General features: G+C 58.5%; 28 protein-coding genes and 1 other RNA gene. 5 read left to right on the forward strand and 24 right to left on the reverse strand.

Annotation, left to right across the window (positions count from 1 at the left end; genetic code table 11):
- Window positions 1–3: 3 nt before the first annotated feature.
- The 23 genes from LG409_RS02680 to LG409_RS18705 form a co-directional block, all read right to left on the reverse strand.
- Window positions 4–309 carry a VpaChn25_0724 family phage protein gene (locus LG409_RS02680; protein ID WP_189463215.1) on the reverse strand — a complete coding sequence of 102 codons (306 nt, stop codon included), beginning with the start codon at window positions 307–309 and terminating at the stop codon, window positions 4–6.
- On the reverse strand, window positions 306–653 hold the full coding sequence (locus tag LG409_RS02685) for a DUF2730 family protein (protein ID WP_227407557.1): 348 nt from the start codon (window positions 651–653) through the stop codon (window positions 306–308). The genes LG409_RS02680 and LG409_RS02685 overlap by 4 nt, the downstream gene beginning before the upstream one ends.
- Window positions 654–673: 20 nt before the next feature.
- Complete coding sequence (locus tag LG409_RS02690) at window positions 674–1,234, reverse strand: 3TM-type holin (RefSeq protein ID WP_227407558.1); 561 nt, start codon at window positions 1,232–1,234, stop codon at window positions 674–676.
- A 3-nt stretch (window positions 1,235–1,237) separates the two neighbouring features.
- Window positions 1,238–1,600, reverse strand: a complete 363-nt coding sequence (locus LG409_RS02695; protein ID WP_227407559.1) for a D-Ala-D-Ala carboxypeptidase family metallohydrolase — start codon at window positions 1,598–1,600, stop codon at window positions 1,238–1,240.
- A gap of 263 nt (window positions 1,601–1,863) precedes the next feature.
- The gene (locus LG409_RS02700; protein WP_227407560.1) at window positions 1,864–2,523 is read right to left on the reverse strand and encodes a hypothetical protein; all 660 of its coding nucleotides are present in this window, start codon (window positions 2,521–2,523) and stop codon (window positions 1,864–1,866) included.
- 36 nt (window positions 2,524–2,559) lie between these two features.
- Complete coding sequence (locus LG409_RS02705) at window positions 2,560–2,889, reverse strand: hypothetical protein (protein ID WP_227407561.1); 330 nt, start codon at window positions 2,887–2,889, stop codon at window positions 2,560–2,562.
- A gap of 15 nt (window positions 2,890–2,904) precedes the next feature.
- Entirely contained in the window at window positions 2,905–3,318 is a 414-nt protein-coding gene (locus LG409_RS02710; RefSeq protein ID WP_227407562.1) for a Mor transcription activator family protein, read from the reverse strand.
- Complete coding sequence (locus tag LG409_RS02715; RefSeq protein ID WP_227407563.1) at window positions 3,305–3,727, reverse strand: gp16 family protein; 423 nt, start codon at window positions 3,725–3,727, stop codon at window positions 3,305–3,307. Before LG409_RS02715 ends, LG409_RS02710 begins: the two co-directional genes overlap by 14 nt.
- Window positions 3,724–4,131: a hypothetical protein gene (locus LG409_RS02720; RefSeq protein WP_227407564.1), complete on the reverse strand. Its 408-nt coding sequence runs from the start codon at window positions 4,129–4,131 to the stop codon at window positions 3,724–3,726. Before LG409_RS02720 ends, LG409_RS02715 begins: the two co-directional genes overlap by 4 nt.
- Entirely contained in the window at window positions 4,128–4,826 is a 699-nt protein-coding gene (locus tag LG409_RS02725) for a DUF2786 domain-containing protein (RefSeq protein ID WP_227407565.1), read from the reverse strand. The genes LG409_RS02720 and LG409_RS02725 overlap by 4 nt, the downstream gene beginning before the upstream one ends.
- A gap of 8 nt (window positions 4,827–4,834) precedes the next feature.
- Window positions 4,835–4,904: hammerhead ribozyme type II (locus LG409_RS02730), an RNA gene on the reverse strand.
- The gene (locus LG409_RS02735) at window positions 4,903–5,118 is read right to left on the reverse strand and encodes a hypothetical protein (RefSeq protein WP_227407566.1); all 216 of its coding nucleotides are present in this window, start codon (window positions 5,116–5,118) and stop codon (window positions 4,903–4,905) included. Before LG409_RS02735 ends, LG409_RS02730 begins: the two co-directional genes overlap by 2 nt.
- Window positions 5,115–5,351 carry a hypothetical protein gene (locus LG409_RS02740; protein ID WP_137093631.1) on the reverse strand — a complete coding sequence of 79 codons (237 nt, stop codon included), beginning with the start codon at window positions 5,349–5,351 and terminating at the stop codon, window positions 5,115–5,117. Before LG409_RS02740 ends, LG409_RS02735 begins: the two co-directional genes overlap by 4 nt.
- Window positions 5,348–5,506, reverse strand: a complete 159-nt coding sequence (locus tag LG409_RS02745) for a hypothetical protein (RefSeq protein WP_227407567.1) — start codon at window positions 5,504–5,506, stop codon at window positions 5,348–5,350. Before LG409_RS02745 ends, LG409_RS02740 begins: the two co-directional genes overlap by 4 nt.
- A 2-nt stretch (window positions 5,507–5,508) precedes the next feature.
- Entirely contained in the window at window positions 5,509–6,144 is a 636-nt protein-coding gene (locus LG409_RS02750) for a DUF3164 family protein (RefSeq protein WP_227407568.1), read from the reverse strand.
- Between the two features lie 2 nt (window positions 6,145–6,146).
- Window positions 6,147–6,551: a hypothetical protein gene (locus LG409_RS02755; protein ID WP_227407569.1), complete on the reverse strand. Its 405-nt coding sequence runs from the start codon at window positions 6,549–6,551 to the stop codon at window positions 6,147–6,149.
- On the reverse strand, window positions 6,548–7,183 hold the full coding sequence (locus LG409_RS02760) for a hypothetical protein (RefSeq protein ID WP_227407570.1): 636 nt from the start codon (window positions 7,181–7,183) through the stop codon (window positions 6,548–6,550). The genes LG409_RS02755 and LG409_RS02760 overlap by 4 nt, the downstream gene beginning before the upstream one ends.
- Window positions 7,180–7,563: a hypothetical protein gene (locus LG409_RS02765; RefSeq protein ID WP_227407571.1), complete on the reverse strand. Its 384-nt coding sequence runs from the start codon at window positions 7,561–7,563 to the stop codon at window positions 7,180–7,182. Before LG409_RS02765 ends, LG409_RS02760 begins: the two co-directional genes overlap by 4 nt.
- A complete protein-coding gene (locus LG409_RS02770; protein WP_227407572.1) occupies window positions 7,560–8,207 on the reverse strand; it encodes a hypothetical protein in 648 nt (215 codons plus the stop codon). The genes LG409_RS02765 and LG409_RS02770 overlap by 4 nt, the downstream gene beginning before the upstream one ends.
- Window positions 8,208–8,209: 2 nt before the next feature.
- A complete protein-coding gene (locus LG409_RS02775; protein ID WP_227407573.1) occupies window positions 8,210–8,929 on the reverse strand; it encodes an AAA family ATPase in 720 nt (239 codons plus the stop codon).
- Window positions 8,930–8,970: 41 nt separating this feature from the next.
- A complete protein-coding gene (locus LG409_RS02780; RefSeq protein ID WP_227407574.1) occupies window positions 8,971–11,028 on the reverse strand; it encodes a DNA-binding protein in 2,058 nt (685 codons plus the stop codon).
- Complete coding sequence (locus tag LG409_RS02785) at window positions 11,025–11,462, reverse strand: hypothetical protein (RefSeq protein WP_144981082.1); 438 nt, start codon at window positions 11,460–11,462, stop codon at window positions 11,025–11,027. Before LG409_RS02785 ends, LG409_RS02780 begins: the two co-directional genes overlap by 4 nt.
- Before the next feature lie 2 nt (window positions 11,463–11,464).
- Entirely contained in the window at window positions 11,465–11,803 is a 339-nt protein-coding gene (locus LG409_RS18705; RefSeq protein WP_137093648.1) for a helix-turn-helix domain-containing protein, read from the reverse strand.
- Between the two features lie 152 nt (window positions 11,804–11,955).
- Between LG409_RS18705 and LG409_RS02795 the strand changes: the two genes are divergently transcribed.
- Complete coding sequence (locus LG409_RS02795) at window positions 11,956–12,678, forward strand: LexA family transcriptional regulator (protein ID WP_227407575.1); 723 nt, start codon at window positions 11,956–11,958, stop codon at window positions 12,676–12,678.
- Between the two features lie 269 nt (window positions 12,679–12,947).
- Here LG409_RS02795 and LG409_RS02800 read toward each other — a convergent pair whose 3' ends face one another.
- On the reverse strand, window positions 12,948–13,748 hold the full coding sequence (locus LG409_RS02800; protein WP_227407576.1) for an inositol monophosphatase family protein: 801 nt from the start codon (window positions 13,746–13,748) through the stop codon (window positions 12,948–12,950).
- Window positions 13,749–14,084: 336 nt separating this feature from the next.
- On the opposite strand from LG409_RS02800, the gene LG409_RS02805 reads away from it, so the two are divergent.
- The 4 genes from LG409_RS02805 (at window position 14,085) to LG409_RS02820 (ending at window position 16,082) form a co-directional block, all read left to right on the forward strand.
- The gene (locus LG409_RS02805; protein ID WP_039182913.1) at window positions 14,085–14,306 is read left to right on the forward strand and encodes a general stress protein; all 222 of its coding nucleotides are present in this window, start codon (window positions 14,085–14,087) and stop codon (window positions 14,304–14,306) included.
- A 145-nt stretch (window positions 14,307–14,451) separates the two neighbouring features.
- Window positions 14,452–14,655 (forward strand): hypothetical protein, encoded by a 204-nt coding sequence (locus tag LG409_RS02810; protein WP_039182769.1) that lies wholly within the window; start codon window positions 14,452–14,454, stop codon window positions 14,653–14,655.
- Between the two features lie 61 nt (window positions 14,656–14,716).
- Complete coding sequence (locus tag LG409_RS02815; RefSeq protein ID WP_039182774.1) at window positions 14,717–15,553, forward strand: manganese catalase family protein; 837 nt, start codon at window positions 14,717–14,719, stop codon at window positions 15,551–15,553.
- A 25-nt stretch (window positions 15,554–15,578) separates the two neighbouring features.
- Complete coding sequence (locus LG409_RS02820) at window positions 15,579–16,082, forward strand: ferritin-like domain-containing protein (protein WP_039182776.1); 504 nt, start codon at window positions 15,579–15,581, stop codon at window positions 16,080–16,082.
- Window positions 16,083–16,136: the final 54 nt, after the last annotated feature.

Here is a 16,136-nt window from a genome sequence, read left to right on the forward strand (position 1 = left end):
CGCTCATGCTCCTGGGCGCGGTTTGGCGACGCCAGGTACATTGGCGAGGCCTTCGGCACAGTCGGCACCGCGTGATGTGAGGGTAACAATCCAGCCAGCGCGGGGCTGCTGGGCAATCACCAGGCCTTGTTCTTCCAGCCAGGCAATATCGCCGTGTAGCTTGTCGCGGCTGATGTGGTGGGCATAAGCACCTTTCAGCTCATCGTTCAGGCTGTATTCGTTGGTCGTGAACTGGCTGCGGCGCGACAGAATCCGCAGGATGCCCAAGCGACGACCTTCGGTTTCAAAGTCTTGAAAGCTCTGGTTCATGAGTGCCCCCCTCGCGGCTGGTTCATCAGATAGTCATTCATGCGGTTGACCTGTGCCGATGTCGCTTTCTGGCTGGCGTTAATTTCAGCTAACAGCACGTTGGTACGCGCCATTTGCTCTTGCAGTTTGTTCAGGTCTTCGTGATTGGGCAGGCGCTCCATTTTGTGCTCCAGGTTCACCACCTTCTTTTCAACGCCATCGATGCGTATGTGAGTTTCCTTGATGGCGGTTTGGCTAGCGCGGTGCTTGTTCAGCCAGTACACGTACGCGGCCATGACGCCCATAAAGAGGGCTTGCAGCACATCGAATAGCAGTTTGGCGGCTGCCCAGTTGATTAACTCCATGGTGTTCCCTTATTGGTTGGTTAGCCGCCAACGCGTTTCACAACGGCATCCATAAACCCGCGAGGCTGTTGCCCTGCGGCCACTTGTTTATCGCGGCTTCGGCAGGTGGCGTTAATCCCTAGCATGGCGAGCGCCACGCCCCACATGGGGGTGAGTGCGGTAACGGCTTGGGCTACCACCCCTGCTTGCTCAGGCGTGGCCACAATCGACCAGGCAATGGCCACGCACTGGATAACCCAGGCAATCGCAGTGAGATAGCCAAAGGTAGGCCGCCAACGGCGCACATAGGCGTCGTTGCTCGCCGCTTCGGCACGCATGGTTTTGTTTACCTCGCTAAGGCGCACGCTTTCGGCTTCTAGCACCATGCGGGTGAGGGTTTGCTGGTGGTCGTTTTCGAGTTCTTGAAGTTTGATGGCGGCGGTTGGGTCGCCGAGTGCTTGGGCGACGGCGTCGGGGGTGGCGGCAACGCCTAAGGCTTTGGCGGCTAGTTGGCCCACGGCTGCCCCAGCGGGGCCGCCGAGGGCGCTGCCGATCAGCGGAGCCATACCGCCCACGGTGGTGGCTAGTTCTCGCCATTGCATGGTTCACCCACCCCAGCGGGCAGGGCCGCTTGTGCGTGTGTCTATGTGGGTGAAGGTGTTGTAGCGGCCCACGCTGGCCGTGGGGTGCTGGGTTTCCACGTAGGTGGCTACCACGGCGGGGTCGATGCCTTGCACGCGGATATCAGCGGCGCGGCCAAACACATGCTGGCTGGCGGCAGCACCGCCTACGCGGCGGTTATAGTCTGCACAACGGCAACCGCTGTTGATGATGACCGGGGCATCGAAATACAGGCGAATGTCTTGCAGTAGCGTTAGGGTTTCCAGGTCTACCGTATCGAACCCACACCCGCATTTGCAGGCGAATTCACGGCGTCGGAAATGGATAGAGATGTCGTCACGGGGCATGGCGAGAGAGCCTCATTGCAGGTGAGCGAAGCACAGAGCAGTGAGGTTCAGGATAGGGCGGTAGGGTGAGGCGTCGGGATTAGCGGGGGTTAAAGAAAAATGCCCACCGAGGGGTGGGCATCTTCACAGGCGCTCTGGCGGTCAGGCCGCTCGGGCGCTCTGATGGCTATTTAATGCGATTGCAGCGCGGCTGACAACTCCTCGCTGGCTTTGCGGTACTCTGCGGCCAGCAAATCCAGCAGGCGGCAGAGCGGGCGAAAGGGTCAAGGGGTTGAGGGGGTGGAATCCCGACGAGCCATGTCACGCTTGCTCAGAGTGGAAAGTTTACAGTTACACCCCATCATTACACAGGGCATCAGCCAGTCTTGCATTACTTCTTCTGCCAGCATAGGGACATTTTCAGGCTTTCCACACAAGGTGGTGCCTTCGTCATCGCCATCCCCTCGATACATCAGGTATGGACGCTGTTTCCGCCCGAACTCATCTGCATAGAGATCCCGTATTTGGTCGATCCGATGCAACTGGTAGGCGATACCACTTACCTGAAGACGCAGGAGTTCTGCATAGTCTCGGGCAGTAACCACCTTCTTGGTGCCAGTCAGGTACGCTTCAGCTTCTGGCCAGTTGAAATCTTCTGGCCATAGTGGCTCCAGTGCTTTTTTCGCCCGTGAAGCCCCCTCATGGAGCACGCTGAATAGCACGGGTCGTATTTTCTCCTTGGCTTCGTCGCTCCATTCGATGCCGTGAGTGGCTAAATCAAAGGCTTGGTCATGGTGGTCATCTGGGCGACGGTTGAATACGTGATGAGCTGGTTGTTTAGTGGGCTGTGGCGTTGGTGCTTCTAATGAGGCACCGGGTGGCAGTCGTGAGGTTGTTTCCGTTTTTTGAGGCCTGAACAGGCTTTTCATTATTTTACTGAGCATGCTGACACCTTTCAGTAACTGATAGGTTTGATATTGCTATGACTCGCTGCAATGGCGAGACCAAACGCTGTCAAAGGTGGACCAGGTGTTTTCCATGTACACGATACCTACTGATGGCCTGCTTACGAAGCGCTGAAAACCCACATACCCTCCATACGCATTCTTGCCATTTACCTCGCCACAGACCGTCACTACACCATGCTCAAGCAAACTCGTTTTCCTCGTTTCGGTCATGTTGCGAAACTGAGCGGATTCAGGGTCGCGTAGCTGATTAGCAACCGCCTCTTTTGCCTGCTTTACTTCTTGCGACTCGCAGCCCGACAGCATTACAGCAGCGATGAGTGTTATCCCTGCAAGAATCTTCATAGCTCCCTCTCTCCCTTAAAACAGCCCAGGCTGGATGCGGTTGCGGTGCAGTGCCCGCTGCTCGGCCAGGATCTTGTAGATCTGCATGACGTTTCTATCGTAGCGCCGTGCCAGCTCGGCGTGGTTGCTGCCGTTAAACTCGCACCATATTTGATGGTCGCGCAGCGCTCGGTCGAGCTGATCCCCTTTGGCTAAATAGAATACCTGCCCGCCGTGGTAATACGCCAGAATTCTTAGGGTGGAAAACGCTAGGCGTTGGGCGATGCGTGGCTCCAGACCTATCTCGATGTACTCCGCTTCGATCACCTGCAGCATGTCTACCAGCGATTGTGGCCAGTGGCGGGCCAGCTCTGGGTCTGGCAGGCGCTCCAGGGCATCGGCGGGGATTTCATCGAACCCAAAATCGAGGTTGTCGTCATTTGAGGTCATCGGGGTACCGTCCTTGCCGCTTGGCGTCGATGATGAGCCCGGTCATCAGGCGGTGTAGCTGGTCATCGTCCAGCCAGTCCACTCGCTCAACGTCGAACATCCGCTTGGCCATGCTGTCGGCGTAGGCCCATGGGCGCTCTGCGTGGGTGAGCATTGCTTCAATCTTGCTCATCACATTCTGGCGTGAGCGCGGTGGGCGCGGTGCCTTGCGGCCTGCTTTTTTGGCGGGCTTGGGTTCAAAACCGAGGCGGCGAAACTCGTGCATCACGCCGCCGACGGTGCGATTGGTGAGTTCTTTGGCACTGCTCACGCCCGCCGTGCGGGCGAGGATGGCGCGGTAGTCTTCATCACTCAGGCCGAGTTGCTGCTTGGCGATATGGATTTGAGCGAGTTTGCCTTTGCTGATCATGACGCCACCTCGCTGTTCACCAGCTCTAGGTCGGGGAAGTTCTTTTTGAGGTGGCTGATCAGCGTTTTGGGGCTGTTCCAGTAGGGGCTAACTTGCACTGTTCTCAGCGCCGTCATCTCGTCTGCCTGTTTCTTGCCGTACACTTTTTTCAGGCTGGGGTATTCTTTGAGCTTCCAGGGGCGGTAGCGTTGCGGACAGTAGAAGCACCCCTCTGGGTGCTCCGGCTGGCCATGTTCGTCCACGGACATCCAGATACCCTTGATCCAGCCGTCTACGCCTACACGGATCACAAGCTTCTCGCCGTCAAGGCACTTACTGAACGTCACTTTATGGCCAGCAGCCAATACAGTGGCATTTCCAAAAACGCCCGATAGCTGCTCTTCTAATTGCTGCCATTTGTTCATGACGACACCTCACCGATCTGTGCGTAGCGGTTGCCGTTCACGCCTTGGTGGAAGCTGACTTTTTTGCCGTCCTGGTAGCCTTGGTGAATGGCCGCGTGGTCATGGCAGCGCATGCCCTTGGTGTTATCGCGAGGCTTTAGGGTTTCCAGATTACTCCAGCGCTTAGCCGTGTAGGCTTCCACGATGGCATTCTCGGCATCCGTGCGCTGGTGACGCGTCACCTGCGTGGCCACAGCGTTAATCCATGACTGTGCGTAGAGGTCGCCACGGCGCACCTTGGTAGTTCGCTTTAGGCGCTTGTTCAGAGTGGCAAGGAAGGCGGTGCGGTCGCGCTTTAACTGGCGACCCAGCACTTCAAAGGCATAGCCCGCTACTTCACCTGCGCCGTTCAGTCCGTAAAATTCGAAGCGCCCTTGCCAGCGCTCGCCGTCATAGCATGGCGTGTACACGATCTCAGCACCGAAGGCACCGGCTACCATGTTGGCCAACTGGCCGATATGCGTGGGCGGTTTGCGCCCAGCATTGACCTTGCTGGTATGGCTGCCCACATCGCTCATGGCCACGTCTTCGCTGGTGACGCCATGGATGGCCATCAGCTTTTGCGCTTGGCGCAATGCGGCGGCGGCTTCATTGGCATTGCTCGACTTTGCTAGCCGCAAGCACTTCTTGATTTTGTCTAACGCTTTGCTGTCCATTTCTCTCCCCTTGGCTGCTCATCAGTGCCGGGCTACCACGCCCGGCAGACGCCCCGCCATTGGCAGGACGTTTCGCTTAGTGGAGGGTTGTTTGGGTGGCCGCGTGGGCGTCTTGCAGCTCCAGCGCTTTGGCGATGGCCTGCATTCCCAGCAGGGCTAAATCGCCGGCCTTTTTCATCTGTGGCGACTCGGGTTTTTCGCCATTGAATCCGGCGCATACCGTGAAACCGCCAGCTTCGTTGGGCTCAATCGTGATCATGGCCTGGGTGCTGGTTTTTACTTTCTCGCTCATGCCACACCTCGCTGGTGGGTGATGTGGTAGCGGTACTGGATGCCCGCCAGTGGATCTGCATCGCGCAGGTAGTCGCTGCGTACGTTGACCTTGGGGCCGTACACTTGGCGTGCGACGGTCAGCGCCGCTTCGCGATGCGTGGTGCCGGTTGCACGCTTGCCGCGCAGGGTGGCGACGTATCCGCCCATGGCGGCGCTGACGCGGATCGAGGACGCATTCAAGACGGTGCTCATTGGGTCACCTCATCAGTCATGTTCTCAGCAGCCCAGCGCCAGGCGCTGTGCTTCCATTGGCGCGGCATTGGGTTCTTCTTGAGCCACTGCTTGGCCTGCGCGGCACTGATGCCGCGCTCCTGGAGTTGGTAGAAATAGGCGCACTTGCTGGGCATGGTTAAACCCCCGCGATATCTAGGCTGATGGGCTGGTATTGGTCGGTGCTGCCGACGCGCTCATAGATGCGGATGTAGCTCTTGGAGCCTGTTACCTGCACCGCGTCACTGATGGCGTCCATCGCCTTCAGCCAGCGCGGATCGCTGATGTTGAAGCGGCGGCGTAAGCTGAGCACCTCGCCGGTACGGATGTTGCCCGCATCATCAACGCGGAATGCGTCCTGGACGATCACGGCCAGTTCGGGCCTGGCGTCGGCAGTCCATTCCTTCAGGCACTCGTCAATCAGCCCCTTGGCAGCCATCAACCGTTCATCGAACGTGATGCGCTCCTGGATAGCGCGCAGCACTTTGTAGCGACCACAGAAGGAAACGAGCTGCACGTTGCCTTTCTTGCCGCCGATCTGAACGTCGTACTCCTGGGCGGAGGTCTCGATGAGCGCGGCGATTTCGCTAAACACATCGCTTTTGAAGTCGCGTAGCTGGTCGCGCAGTTCACAGGCGCGGTCGAAGATGGAGAGCACCAGTTCATCACGGATCTGATCGATCTCTTTGATCTGGGCTTCGGGAATCAGGCGGCCCTTGGCGTCCATGCGGAAGCCTTCAGGTACTTGTTGAGTCTCAGTGGTGGCGATGCTCATGATCAGGCTCCTTTACGGGCAAAGTTGGCGCTGCGGTTACGGGGGTTGTGGCGGTGGTGGTGCATCGGCTCGACATAGGCACCGTTGCGTTGGCGTATGGCTTTGTTGTTGCCGATGCCCAGCAGGAACTCCTCCCACACGGCGTATTCACCGGGCAGCTCGAACGGCTTTTCTTCGGTGGCTTCAGGAGCCGCTGCCTGCTCAGCTAGGCCGGTGTCCCAGTGCTGCCAGATGCGAAGCACGGCCCGTTGCTGCTTGGGCAGCAACGGCTCTGGCTCTAATGCCAAGCGCTCAAACTGCGTGGGGTTGATCAGGTACTGCGCGAGATCCACGCCGTGGCGGGCGATGCGCAGGGCGATGAAGCGGTCGGCGTAATGCTCGATGTGGGCATCGCTGTACGTTCTCATGGCTTTTCTCCCTGGCTGGCTGCCCCTTTCAGTAGGTCGCTCAGGCGCTTGGGGGCGTTGGCTTTTTCAGCGGCTTTGTCGTGTTGCGGCGGGCGCTGCTGGGTAACGTGCGCTTTGCGCTGGGCTAACCGTTCGTGTTCGGCAAGTACGTCATCGGTGGAGCGCTCTCGCAGGGTGGCAACAGCAGCACGGTTTGCAGGCTGTTTGGCACCGCTACGAACTTGCTCCTCACGCTGCTTTTCCTCCTCGGCGGCGTGGCGGTCGGCGCAGTTGGCCACCACTTCATAGAGGTAGCCGTGGCCGGTGAGCGGCAGGTTGCTGGGCGGGCGTTCAAGCAACTGGTCAAGCGCCATCACCCAGACCTTGAGCGGTGCTTCACGGGTAATGCCTTTACGCTCGATCACGCCGCTGGTGATGACGTCCTTCAGCTCGCCCAGCAGGCGGGCGCTTTTGGCGCTGGCCAATGCCCGTGATTTGGGCCGGAACATGCCGAGGTAGCGCACGATGCGGCTGCTCAGTAAGGCGGGCATTTCCAGCGCGGCGGCCAGCGCCTGGTTGTGTTCGCCTTGGGTGACGAACGCGGCCATGTCACCGCTCATGCCGCATTCGGGGCAGGTGGCTTTAAGGGTCATTGGTCTTCTCCCTGCTGGCGGTCGGGGTTGTTCGGGCAGGTTTGGCAGCTGCGCCATAGGCGCATGGCCATGGGGTTGTGGGTGGGCGCTGGGCGCGAGCGGTACTCGCGGCACTGTTCCACGCTGATGGTGCGTTCCTGCGCGGGGCAGTTCAGGCCATCCAGCGCCTGTAGCACCTTCTTTTCGATGCTGCTGGTGGAGGGGCTGGGGTAGCGGTTGGCCAGTGCCAGGGATACCGCGCTGCGCGAGACGCCGATGCGATCACCGGCCATCTTGCGATTGGTGGCGCGCACTTCGTTGGCGAGCAGGGTGATCCAGCGGGGCGGCGCTTCGCCCCAGTTGGAGATATCTACGGCGCGGGTGCGGCGAATGGCGTTCATGGCTCGCCCCCTTCGGTTTTGGTGACGCGGCGGTACACCACGGCGCCAGTGTTGGGGTCGTAAAGCTCTTTGGTGCGCCGAATCATGGGGGCCATGGGGCCGGTCCAGTGGCTGGGCACCAGGCGATAGCGCCCTGGCACGCCAGGGGAGGGTTCCACCACGGTTTGCAGGTATCCGGCCCGAGAGAGCATCTTGATGTACTCATCAGCGGTGGCTTTGGCGACCGGCACTTGAGGCGTGCTGGCGGCATCGGCTAGCTCTTGGCCGGTAAACGCACCAATGATTTTGAGCGTGCGCCAGAGCTGTTCGCGCCCTGGGGGCGGTGGCAGCGTGCCATCCCGGCGCACGCGGGGGGCTTCCACACCGACATCGCGCTGCAGGAAGTAGATGGCCGTGGTGGCGGGTGGTGCGTCGGGGTTGCGGCGCACCAGGAAGCCGCCTGCGATCAACGCCCGGAGATAGTCGCTAATGCGGCTCTCGCTGAGTTCCGGGTGACGTTTGAGGGCAATACGGATGCCCTGCATGGTGATGATGCCATCGTCTAAATGCTGGTGACGAATGGCGTCCCAGATAAGCTGGCGAGGGGTGACATCTCCCGCCAGTGCGGATAGCGTTTTACGCTTTGCGACGTTCTTGGACGACATGCTCAGCCCCTCCGCGCCGGTGGTTGGCCGGTGTGGATGTCTTGCTCGCTCCACTCGCGTAGGCCTACCGTTTTCCAGCCCTGGGCGGTGGCTTCGGAGTGGATCTGGTAGAGGTTCACCGCCACACGGCGCAGGCAGCCTTTAACACGGTGGTTGATGGCGTCTAGCAGGTCGTCTTCGATGGTGATGTCGGGGTAGCTCTTGGCGGCTAGGGCACACACGTCGTCCAGGCTGGCAGCTTGGGCGGGCACCCATTCCAGTACACGGTTATGCAGCCGCTCCAGGCGAGCCATGGAGGCAGGCACGCGCTCTTCACCGATCAGAATCAGGGTGCCTTGGCTGGCGTTATAGATGTCCGTTAAAACGTTGGCGGCGGCTTTGTCGATGACGTACTGAACGTCATCGATGATCAGCGGGCGGCCAGAGCGGGAGAGCTGCTCGGCGATCTGGTCGACCATCTCGCTCAGTGTCTTCATGGGGATGATGCCCATCTCGCGCAGGATGGCGACCACGAACGCTTTTTTCGTCCAGCTTTCGCGGCACTCGACGTAGTAAGCGCGGTGCATGTTGGCGGCATAGGCGGCTGCCAAGCTTTTGCCGTAGCCGCTGGGGCCGTACATGACCACCAGGCCAGGTAGTTCGGGCGGGCGGTTGGCGGCGCTTTCGACAGCGGCGGCCAGTAGGCCAACGTTAGTGAGTGGTACAATGGTGTTGACGCTCATAGTGCTTCCTTATCCAAGGTTGGGGTGTCGTGGGCCGTGGTTCAGACGGCCCGTCGGGTGCGGGTGGGTTGCCGCCCACCTGCATCCATTTCGGTATCCATCACTTTGGCGATGGCTTTTAAATCACTGTGGTGCTGGTAACGTTCGTGCCATTCGCGGGCGGCTTCGGGTACTTCTTCTCCTTGCTGTAGTTGTCCATCCAGCTTCTTCCAAAGCCGATAGCGCTCCATCTTGTTGTGGGGTATCTGAAAGCGTGTGCCTTGATCGGCCAGCCGCTTGGCGTAGGCGCGGCCTTGGGCAGCCTGCTTTTCGTCTGATTGGCGGGCGGCGGGGGTAATCGTTTTGATTTCCACATCGCTGCCGGTGACCACCTTGGCTTTCTGCACCAAGCGGTTGAGCTGGCCTTTTTCGCGTTTTTCGGCGGCGCGTTCGATCATGCTGGCGGGCATTGCGGGGGTGGCGTTGCCATCCAACTGAGCATCGCCGAGGTATTCACCTTCTAGGGTGAAGATGCCGACGCAGCCGGTGTCGCGGTAATCCCAGGCCACGCGGATCTCTTCGCCGTGGAAGTCGCGTAGGGCATTCATGAAGTAGACGCCGCCATTGATACGCACTTCGCCACGGTTGGTTTTGCGCACTTCTTGCGGGCGCATAAGCGAGGCGACCACATCACTGGGTGCGGTGAGCGCTTCGAAGCCTTCGGCCTCGGCACTTTTCCAGGCTTCCATGGGGCTTTGGTGGCGCAGCTTGCCGCTGTCTAAATCGCGCACTTTGGGCAGACCTTTGTGGGGTCGGTGGTTATAAACATCCAGGGCGTCGTTCAAGCGCTCGAAGAACTCTTGAAACGTGGGAATAAACGCGGGCTTTAACCCTTGTTTAATATCGCGGCGGCTTAACTTGTGCGCTTTGGTGGAGGCTTCTTTATCCATATCTGCGCCAATAAAGCTGGGCATCTCTTTAGCCAGTTTCACCAGGATGGTTTGGTGGGCGCGTTCAATGACGCCACGTGCCTGGGAGTTGTAGGGCAGTGAGTGGGTAATGCTGCCCCCCAGTCGGTCGACCACTTCATAAACAGTGGCGTTGTCAAAGCCTGAGCCGTTATCGACATAGAACAGGTTGAACATGCCGACGCGGCTCACGGCATCGCGCAGCGCATCCAGCGTGGCCACGGTGGATTCGGCAAGGTTGAGGGCAAAGCCGACGATGCGGCGGGTGCCCCAATCGATGATCAAGGTAATCTCGGGCCGGAAGGCTTGGCCGGTGAGCGGGTTGATCACTTCGGCATCGAAGGTGTGGCCATCCGCTACCCACACGTCATTCGGCAGTAGCGCGTCGCTGGTGCGGCGCTTGAAGGGCTGTAGGGCTTTCAGCTCATGCGCACCCATGCGGCCACGCTCACGCGCTTCCGGTGAAAGCTTGGCTAGCCAGCGGCGCACCTGATGTATAGAAGGGTGTGGCGGCTCGGTCTGTTCGACCAGCAACTGGTAGGCCGCTTCCACGCTGGGCTTTTGCGGCTTCTGGTAGCGCTTGAGAAAATCGCCCGCCCACGGCGGCATGCTCATATCGGCCTTACGGCGTTTGGGCGCTAGGCCGCGTTCACCGTGCTTGCGGAAGTCAGCGATCCAGCGCTTGAGGGTGCGCTCGCTAAGGGTGCGAGTTTCTGTTTTACGGTCGTTGGCTAGCACTACCCGCTGTTTGAGGTAAGGCGTTAGATCGTCGGCTTGGGCGTGAGCGACTAACGTTTCGATTGCGCGCTGCTGGCTGACCATCTTGCTCATGCGCTCGATCTCGCGGACGAACGCAACGCGGGCACCCATCACTTGGCGCTGTGCATCGGTCAGTTGTTGCTGGCCTGGGCGCTGCTCTTCTTGCGGCGGCGCAACGGTGCTAGCAGGCATGGGCGCGGCTTTATCCGCCTGTGCCAGCAGCAGGGCGTTCTGGGTTTCTTTGGGGAGTACGGCGAAGGCGTATTCCATAGCCTTACTGCCGATGCGACGTTGACCTTCCCAGCCATGGCGATCGGCTGCTTTTTTAACCCCCCTTTCTGTGCTGGGCATGCCTGGTAGCCCAGCCAACTCTTTGGCGGAGTACCAGTTCATTCTTCTTCTCCCATCATCTTTTTCAGCTTGCGCAGATCCGCATTGACTCGCTCCTGAATGCGGGACAGCTTCCCGTATTCGGCAGCTAGCGCTTCGCGGCCATAGGCAACGCGCCCGCCGCGCAGGTGGACGATCCAGTCGGTAAAGGCATGGCTTTGGCACACCTCTTCCAAAAGCGGAATGCGGTAGAACGGGATGTTGTGGTCGGCGCGGCCAGGGCTCGACCACGCATCCAGCATGTGCTTGGAAACGTCGTCACCTGAGAGGCGGCTCATTTGCGTGGCAATCTCGTAGCGGTCTACTGGGCACTCTTTCAGCACTACCCCTACCAGCTCGCTGACCTGAGCGGCATAGTTACCGCTGCCTGGCGTAGGCACGACCGGCACTGGCACTTCGAAGATGTCTAACGTTAAGTCATCTTTGACACGGCGCATGGTTATGCCCTCCGGGCCAATTGACGATGCGCGATAGCGTTAGAGCCGCTATCATGCAGACTTAATGTTGATGCGCTCTTTTCCGCTCGATTGGGGCGCTGACGGCAGGGGGTGCCATCGTTGTTCCAGCGCTCAGGCCAAATCACTGCAGGCTTGAGGTCTAGCGCTGCTGCGATAGCTCGTTCCATACGTGGGTAGGGCGTGCGCTTTACGGATGCCAGCGTTCCAAGCTCTACGCCAAGTCGGCGAGATAGCTCCGCCAACGTAAGGCCACGAGACCGGATCTGATATTTGATCCACTCCCATCGCGCCGTTGGGTTGGTAGGTATGTCCAGTTTCATAGCGTCACTCCGTGGCGTTTTTTCTGGCTGTCTAACCCTCACTTGTGAGTAAACATAACTCCATATATGGAATTCATCAATCCCTTTTCGGAGTTCTTTTTCTCTCCTATTTGGATTTTATAGTCCTTTTAAGGAATTTTGGGTTTGAATCAATGGCTTATGAAGAATCGGAACTGAATAGAAATACTGAGGAGTCAGTTCCGAATCCCAATAACGGAATCGGAACTCGAATTTCGGAAGTGTCCGAGATGTTGGGTGGGCGCAAAAAAGCCGCTCAAACTGCAGGCGTTGCTATGTCGACGTTTCACCGATGGCTTGCTGGTGACTCTGTACCCGCGCTGGATAGCATTGCCCGGCTTGCGAAAGGTGCAGGCGTATCTCTTGATTGGGTTGCTACTGGTGAAGGGCCGAAGCAATTAGACGAGAAACCGCCAATTCCGAATACGGAAGTGTTAGGAATGGAGGATTACGCCTTTGTGCCGCTGTATGACGCGCAGTGCAGCGCTGGGGCGGGTGCCTGGAATGAGAACTGTCGAGTGCTCACGCATATCTCGTTCACGCGCTACTCATTGCGCAAGCAGGGGCTAACGCCGGATCACCTCTCTGCGATCCGTATCGACGGCGATAGCATGGAGCCGGTATTGCACAGCGGTGACACGGTGCTGATCGATCACACGCGCACCACGATTGAGGGCGAGGGTATCTACATCCTGCGCCTGGATGGACATCTCTACGCCAAACGGTTGCAGCGTAACTTTGATGGAATCGCCATCATCAGCGCCAACAGCGCGTACGATAAGGTGACCGTGCCGCGTGACCGCCTGGCAGAGCTTGAGATTATCGGGCGGGCTGTTTGGTCTGCTGGGTGGTTGTGAGGCTGTGCCAAATATCTAACGAAAAAGGCCGCTCCACATAGGAACGGCCTCTTTTTCAATTTGCGCATCTTTGGCACTGCTGGTGTCTATCCTGCTGGCGCTTTATACTGGCTTCCTGCATGTAACTATCTGAATCTATGGCGCTAAATTTCGCCGCTCGTCCCACCTTATCCCTCTTTGTTGTTTATAGTCCCACATTAGGCCGTTGTGCCATATCTCCTGCTAACCCACACTGACCGCGTAAGTTCCCCGGATATTTTTGAACCCAGTCACTCGTTGAGCAGGCTCCTGAGTATGCCATGCTGCTCGGGGTGGGCGATCAGCAAGCTGTTCCATTCGTCGGGATCATCGTGGCCAGCAAGGTCGCTAACCTGGCACCCAGACTCACGTGCGATGACAATACCCGCTGCAATATCCCAAAGCTCTAGCTCCGCACCTTGAGACCAGAAGGCGTCAAACCTGCCCATGCCTGCATAGGCAATTTCCAATGCCGCAGAGCCGGGGCTGCGAATGCCTGCCACATGGGGCATCAGCGCCGCGAGCTGGCGTTGGCTCGTCATACAGTCGCCTTTATGATGGTACGGTAAGCAAGTGCCAACCAGCATCTCGTTGAGGGGGCGAGCCGATAAGATGGGTAATCGTCTTGACCCTTGGTAGGCTCCTTGGCCTCGCACGGCCCAGAGCATTTCGTCCAGTAAGGGATGATAGACCACACCCTGTATGAGCGTTGCGCCTTGGCGCACCGCGATAGAAACCGAAAAATGCGGCACCCGGTGCAGGAAGTTATTGGTGCCGTCGAGCGGGTCGATGATGACGGTAAGGTCGCTACTGCGAGACGACGTAACGCCCGTTTCCTCGCCAAGAAATCCCACGTCTGGATGCGCACGCTGAATGGTATCGATAATGGCGTGTTCAGCTGCCTGATCGTAATGGGTGACGAAGTCCGAGCTTCCCTTGCGTTCGAAGTCGATACCCCCCGCTTTGTGATACCCCTCAGTGAGGACTTTTCCAGCCAGCCGGGCTGCTTCTTGCAGCGTATGCATAAGGTCTGGCTGCGCTGTATGGCTCATCGCGGCACTCCTGGTACGGGGTTTTGGGCAACGTATATCACTATTACCTTAAGAGGGCTATGTGGCAATAGTGTGACATCGAAAGCTCCTTTCTCCGCATTAAAGTGATTTATTGATGTTGCTTCGCTTCTTGTCTTTTGTTGTTTTTCTAGTTGGTCGGTTGCTTTCTGATTAATGCATATACCAACGCCCAATCATAAATATTAAACGTTCATGATTGTCGTTCTCTTTCCTTGATATGCCCTTGGCGTTCACTAACCTCAAAGGGCTCGAGCGATAAATCGAGCGCTCTCAATCAATGAGTTTTGCCGATTACATGCAATAAGGAGATTGATCATGGCGAATAATCGCAACGATGGCGGAATGAGTCGCGAAGAGGCAGGACAGAAAGGCGGTGAGGCGACTTCCCGCAACCACGGTAAAGAGTTTTACGAAGAGATTGGCCAGAAAGGCGGCCAGAACAGCGGCGGCAATTTTGCCAACGACCCTGAACGTGCCTCGGAAGCAGGCAAGAAGGGCGGCGAAAATAGCCATGGCGGTGGTGGCAACCAGCGCTGACCGCATCGGGCTCGGCCACGCCAGGCGTGGCGTTGATGCCCGTCCAGGAGCGCCAATGTGCCGTTGGCGCTCCCTTTGATCCCGTTGGTTGAACGGGTTCGAAGCCACGGATACCGGTATGCACTCACGACTCAAGGAGAGATGGATGAATAGTCCCGTGAATGACAAGAACTTCGACATGGTGAGCACGCTTTATCATGCGTCCAAAGGTGTTCAGCTGTGTTCGCAGTTCTCGGAAGATGCCAAACAGCACTCGGACGACGAAGCGCAGCAGTTTTTCGACCGAGTGGCCAAGAGCTATGAGGACATTGCCGAGCAGGCACGGAAGCAACTGAAACAGAAGCTTTGAGTGACTGGCCAGGGGAGTACCCCCTGGCCATCACCTCGGCTATCAAGGAGGAGATCGCGCTATGTTCCACCATTCCAGCAAGCTTCAGTATCCCGTGAAAGTGGATAAGCCCAACCCCGAGTTCGCCATGCTGCTGCAACAGGCCATTGGCGGCATCGAAGGGGAAATTCGCGTGGCCATGCAGTATTTTTTTCAGGCAATGGGCGCGCGGGGCGATGATCGAATTCGAGACATGCTGATGTCTACAGCGACGGAAGAGCTGTCGCATATCGAGATGCTGGGTCATGCCGTCGCCTTGAACCTGGAGGGCGCGCCCGTGGCCTACCAGGAAGCCACGGCTCAGGATCCGGTGATGAACGCCATTCTGGGGGGCGCCAACCCCCGCCACCTGCTTTCGTCGGGGCTGTCGGCCATGCCGGTGAACGCCAACGGCGTGCCTTTCGACATGAGCCATGTATACGCCACCGGCAATATTGCCGCCGACATGCTGGCCAATGCCACCGCCGAAGCGGGTGGCCGCGTGCTGGCCTCGCGGCTGTACAACTGGACCGACGACCACGGCATGAAGGATTTTCTGTCATTCCTGATTGCCCGGGATACCTACCACCAGCAGCAGTGGCTGGCGGTCATCGAAGAGCTGGGCGGCTTCGAGAAGCAGTTGCCGATCCCCAACGCGACGCCTCAGGACCATGAGGCCATGCAGCACTCCTACTACTACCTCAATACCCTGCTGGACAAGGAAGCGCCCCAAGGCCGCTGGGCAGAAGGTCCTTCGCTGGATGGCCGCAGTGAATTCAGCGTGCGCAACCAGCCATCACCGGAAGGGCAGGAGCCGAGCCTGGGCGGGGCCAAAGAGAAGTCTGGCGCCCAGAAAGAGCAAATCGACCCGAACAAGTAGGCTTGTGACACAAGGAGAGGACACCATGGAAGCTCACTATCTGGAAAACTGGCTGCGCGATGCCCACGCCATGGAAAAGCAGGCTGAGGATATGTTGAAGTCACAGGCGAAACGTCTGGAACATTACCCTGAGCTGCGCGCCAGAATCGACCAGCACCTGCATGAAACCGAGCATCAGGCCGAGAAGCTGGAACGGGTCATGCATGACCTGGGCATCGACACTTCGGCCATGAAAGACCTGGGTGGCAAGCTCTCTGCCTTTGGCCAGGCGCTGGGTGGCATGATGGCGGGTGACGAAGTCGTGAAAGGCGGCATTGCCAGCTACGCCTTCGAGTGCTTTGAAATTGCCAGCTATCGCGCGCTGATAGCGGCCGCCGAAAAGGCCAATCAGCCTCAGGTGGTACAAGTCTGCCAGGAAATCCTGCAGGAAGAACAAGCCATGGCCGACTGGTTGAGCCAGCATCTTGATGACACCACCCAGGCCTTTTTGGCTCGGGCTGAAAATGATGACCTGAAAGCGAAGAGATAGCGCGGCCTAGCCCAGCCCTGCTATGCCCGCTTCCCCGGCCTTTGGCCGGGGTTT

Source organism: Halomonas sp. NyZ770 (assembly GCF_020616575.1).
In the GTDB taxonomy this organism is placed as follows: Bacteria; Pseudomonadota; Gammaproteobacteria; order Pseudomonadales; family Halomonadaceae; genus Vreelandella; species Vreelandella hamiltonii.

Excerpts from the sequence above, each read along its gene's own strand:
- LG409_RS02755 (WP_227407569.1), bottom strand. The coding sequence starts at position 6,551 with ATGAGAACGTACAGCGATGCCCACATCGAGCATTACGCCGACCGCTTC.
- LG409_RS02765 (WP_227407571.1), bottom strand. The coding sequence starts at position 7,563 with ATGAACGCCATTCGCCGCACCCGCGCCGTAGATATCTCCAACTGGGGC.
- LG409_RS02685 (WP_227407557.1), bottom strand. The coding sequence starts at position 653 with ATGGAGTTAATCAACTGGGCAGCCGCCAAACTGCTATTCGATGTGCTG.
- LG409_RS02705 (WP_227407561.1), bottom strand. The coding sequence starts at position 2,889 with ATGAAGATTCTTGCAGGGATAACACTCATCGCTGCTGTAATGCTGTCG.
- LG409_RS02715 (WP_227407563.1), bottom strand. The coding sequence starts at position 3,727 with ATGATCAGCAAAGGCAAACTCGCTCAAATCCATATCGCCAAGCAGCAA.
- LG409_RS02740 (WP_137093631.1), bottom strand. The coding sequence starts at position 5,351 with ATGAGCACCGTCTTGAATGCGTCCTCGATCCGCGTCAGCGCCGCCATG.
- LG409_RS02725 (WP_227407565.1), bottom strand. The coding sequence starts at position 4,826 with ATGGACAGCAAAGCGTTAGACAAAATCAAGAAGTGCTTGCGGCTAGCA.
- LG409_RS02710 (WP_227407562.1), bottom strand. The coding sequence starts at position 3,318 with ATGACCTCAAATGACGACAACCTCGATTTTGGGTTCGATGAAATCCCC.
- LG409_RS02795 (WP_227407575.1), top strand. The coding sequence starts at position 11,956 with ATGGCTTATGAAGAATCGGAACTGAATAGAAATACTGAGGAGTCAGTT.
- LG409_RS02745 (WP_227407567.1), bottom strand. The coding sequence starts at position 5,506 with ATGCCCAGCAAGTGCGCCTATTTCTACCAACTCCAGGAGCGCGGCATC.
- LG409_RS02700 (WP_227407560.1), bottom strand. The coding sequence starts at position 2,523 with ATGCTCAGTAAAATAATGAAAAGCCTGTTCAGGCCTCAAAAAACGGAA.
- LG409_RS02695 (WP_227407559.1), bottom strand. The coding sequence starts at position 1,600 with ATGCCCCGTGACGACATCTCTATCCATTTCCGACGCCGTGAATTCGCC.
- LG409_RS18705 (WP_137093648.1), bottom strand. The coding sequence starts at position 11,803 with ATGAAACTGGACATACCTACCAACCCAACGGCGCGATGGGAGTGGATC.
- LG409_RS02780 (WP_227407574.1), bottom strand. The coding sequence starts at position 11,028 with ATGAACTGGTACTCCGCCAAAGAGTTGGCTGGGCTACCAGGCATGCCC.
- LG409_RS02690 (WP_227407558.1), bottom strand. The coding sequence starts at position 1,234 with ATGCAATGGCGAGAACTAGCCACCACCGTGGGCGGTATGGCTCCGCTG.
- LG409_RS02810 (WP_039182769.1), top strand. The coding sequence starts at position 14,452 with ATGAATAGTCCCGTGAATGACAAGAACTTCGACATGGTGAGCACGCTT.
- LG409_RS02760 (WP_227407570.1), bottom strand. The coding sequence starts at position 7,183 with ATGACCCTTAAAGCCACCTGCCCCGAATGCGGCATGAGCGGTGACATG.
- LG409_RS02680 (WP_189463215.1), bottom strand. The coding sequence starts at position 309 with ATGAACCAGAGCTTTCAAGACTTTGAAACCGAAGGTCGTCGCTTGGGC.
- LG409_RS02820 (WP_039182776.1), top strand. The coding sequence starts at position 15,579 with ATGGAAGCTCACTATCTGGAAAACTGGCTGCGCGATGCCCACGCCATG.
- LG409_RS02775 (WP_227407573.1), bottom strand. The coding sequence starts at position 8,929 with ATGAGCGTCAACACCATTGTACCACTCACTAACGTTGGCCTACTGGCC.
- LG409_RS02750 (WP_227407568.1), bottom strand. The coding sequence starts at position 6,144 with ATGAGCATCGCCACCACTGAGACTCAACAAGTACCTGAAGGCTTCCGC.
- LG409_RS02770 (WP_227407572.1), bottom strand. The coding sequence starts at position 8,207 with ATGTCGTCCAAGAACGTCGCAAAGCGTAAAACGCTATCCGCACTGGCG.
- LG409_RS02720 (WP_227407564.1), bottom strand. The coding sequence starts at position 4,131 with ATGAACAAATGGCAGCAATTAGAAGAGCAGCTATCGGGCGTTTTTGGA.
- LG409_RS02785 (WP_144981082.1), bottom strand. The coding sequence starts at position 11,462 with ATGCGCCGTGTCAAAGATGACTTAACGTTAGACATCTTCGAAGTGCCA.
- LG409_RS02815 (WP_039182774.1), top strand. The coding sequence starts at position 14,717 with ATGTTCCACCATTCCAGCAAGCTTCAGTATCCCGTGAAAGTGGATAAG.
- LG409_RS02805 (WP_039182913.1), top strand. The coding sequence starts at position 14,085 with ATGGCGAATAATCGCAACGATGGCGGAATGAGTCGCGAAGAGGCAGGA.
- LG409_RS02800 (WP_227407576.1), bottom strand. The coding sequence starts at position 13,748 with ATGAGCCATACAGCGCAGCCAGACCTTATGCATACGCTGCAAGAAGCA.
- LG409_RS02735 (WP_227407566.1), bottom strand. The coding sequence starts at position 5,118 with ATGAGCGAGAAAGTAAAAACCAGCACCCAGGCCATGATCACGATTGAG.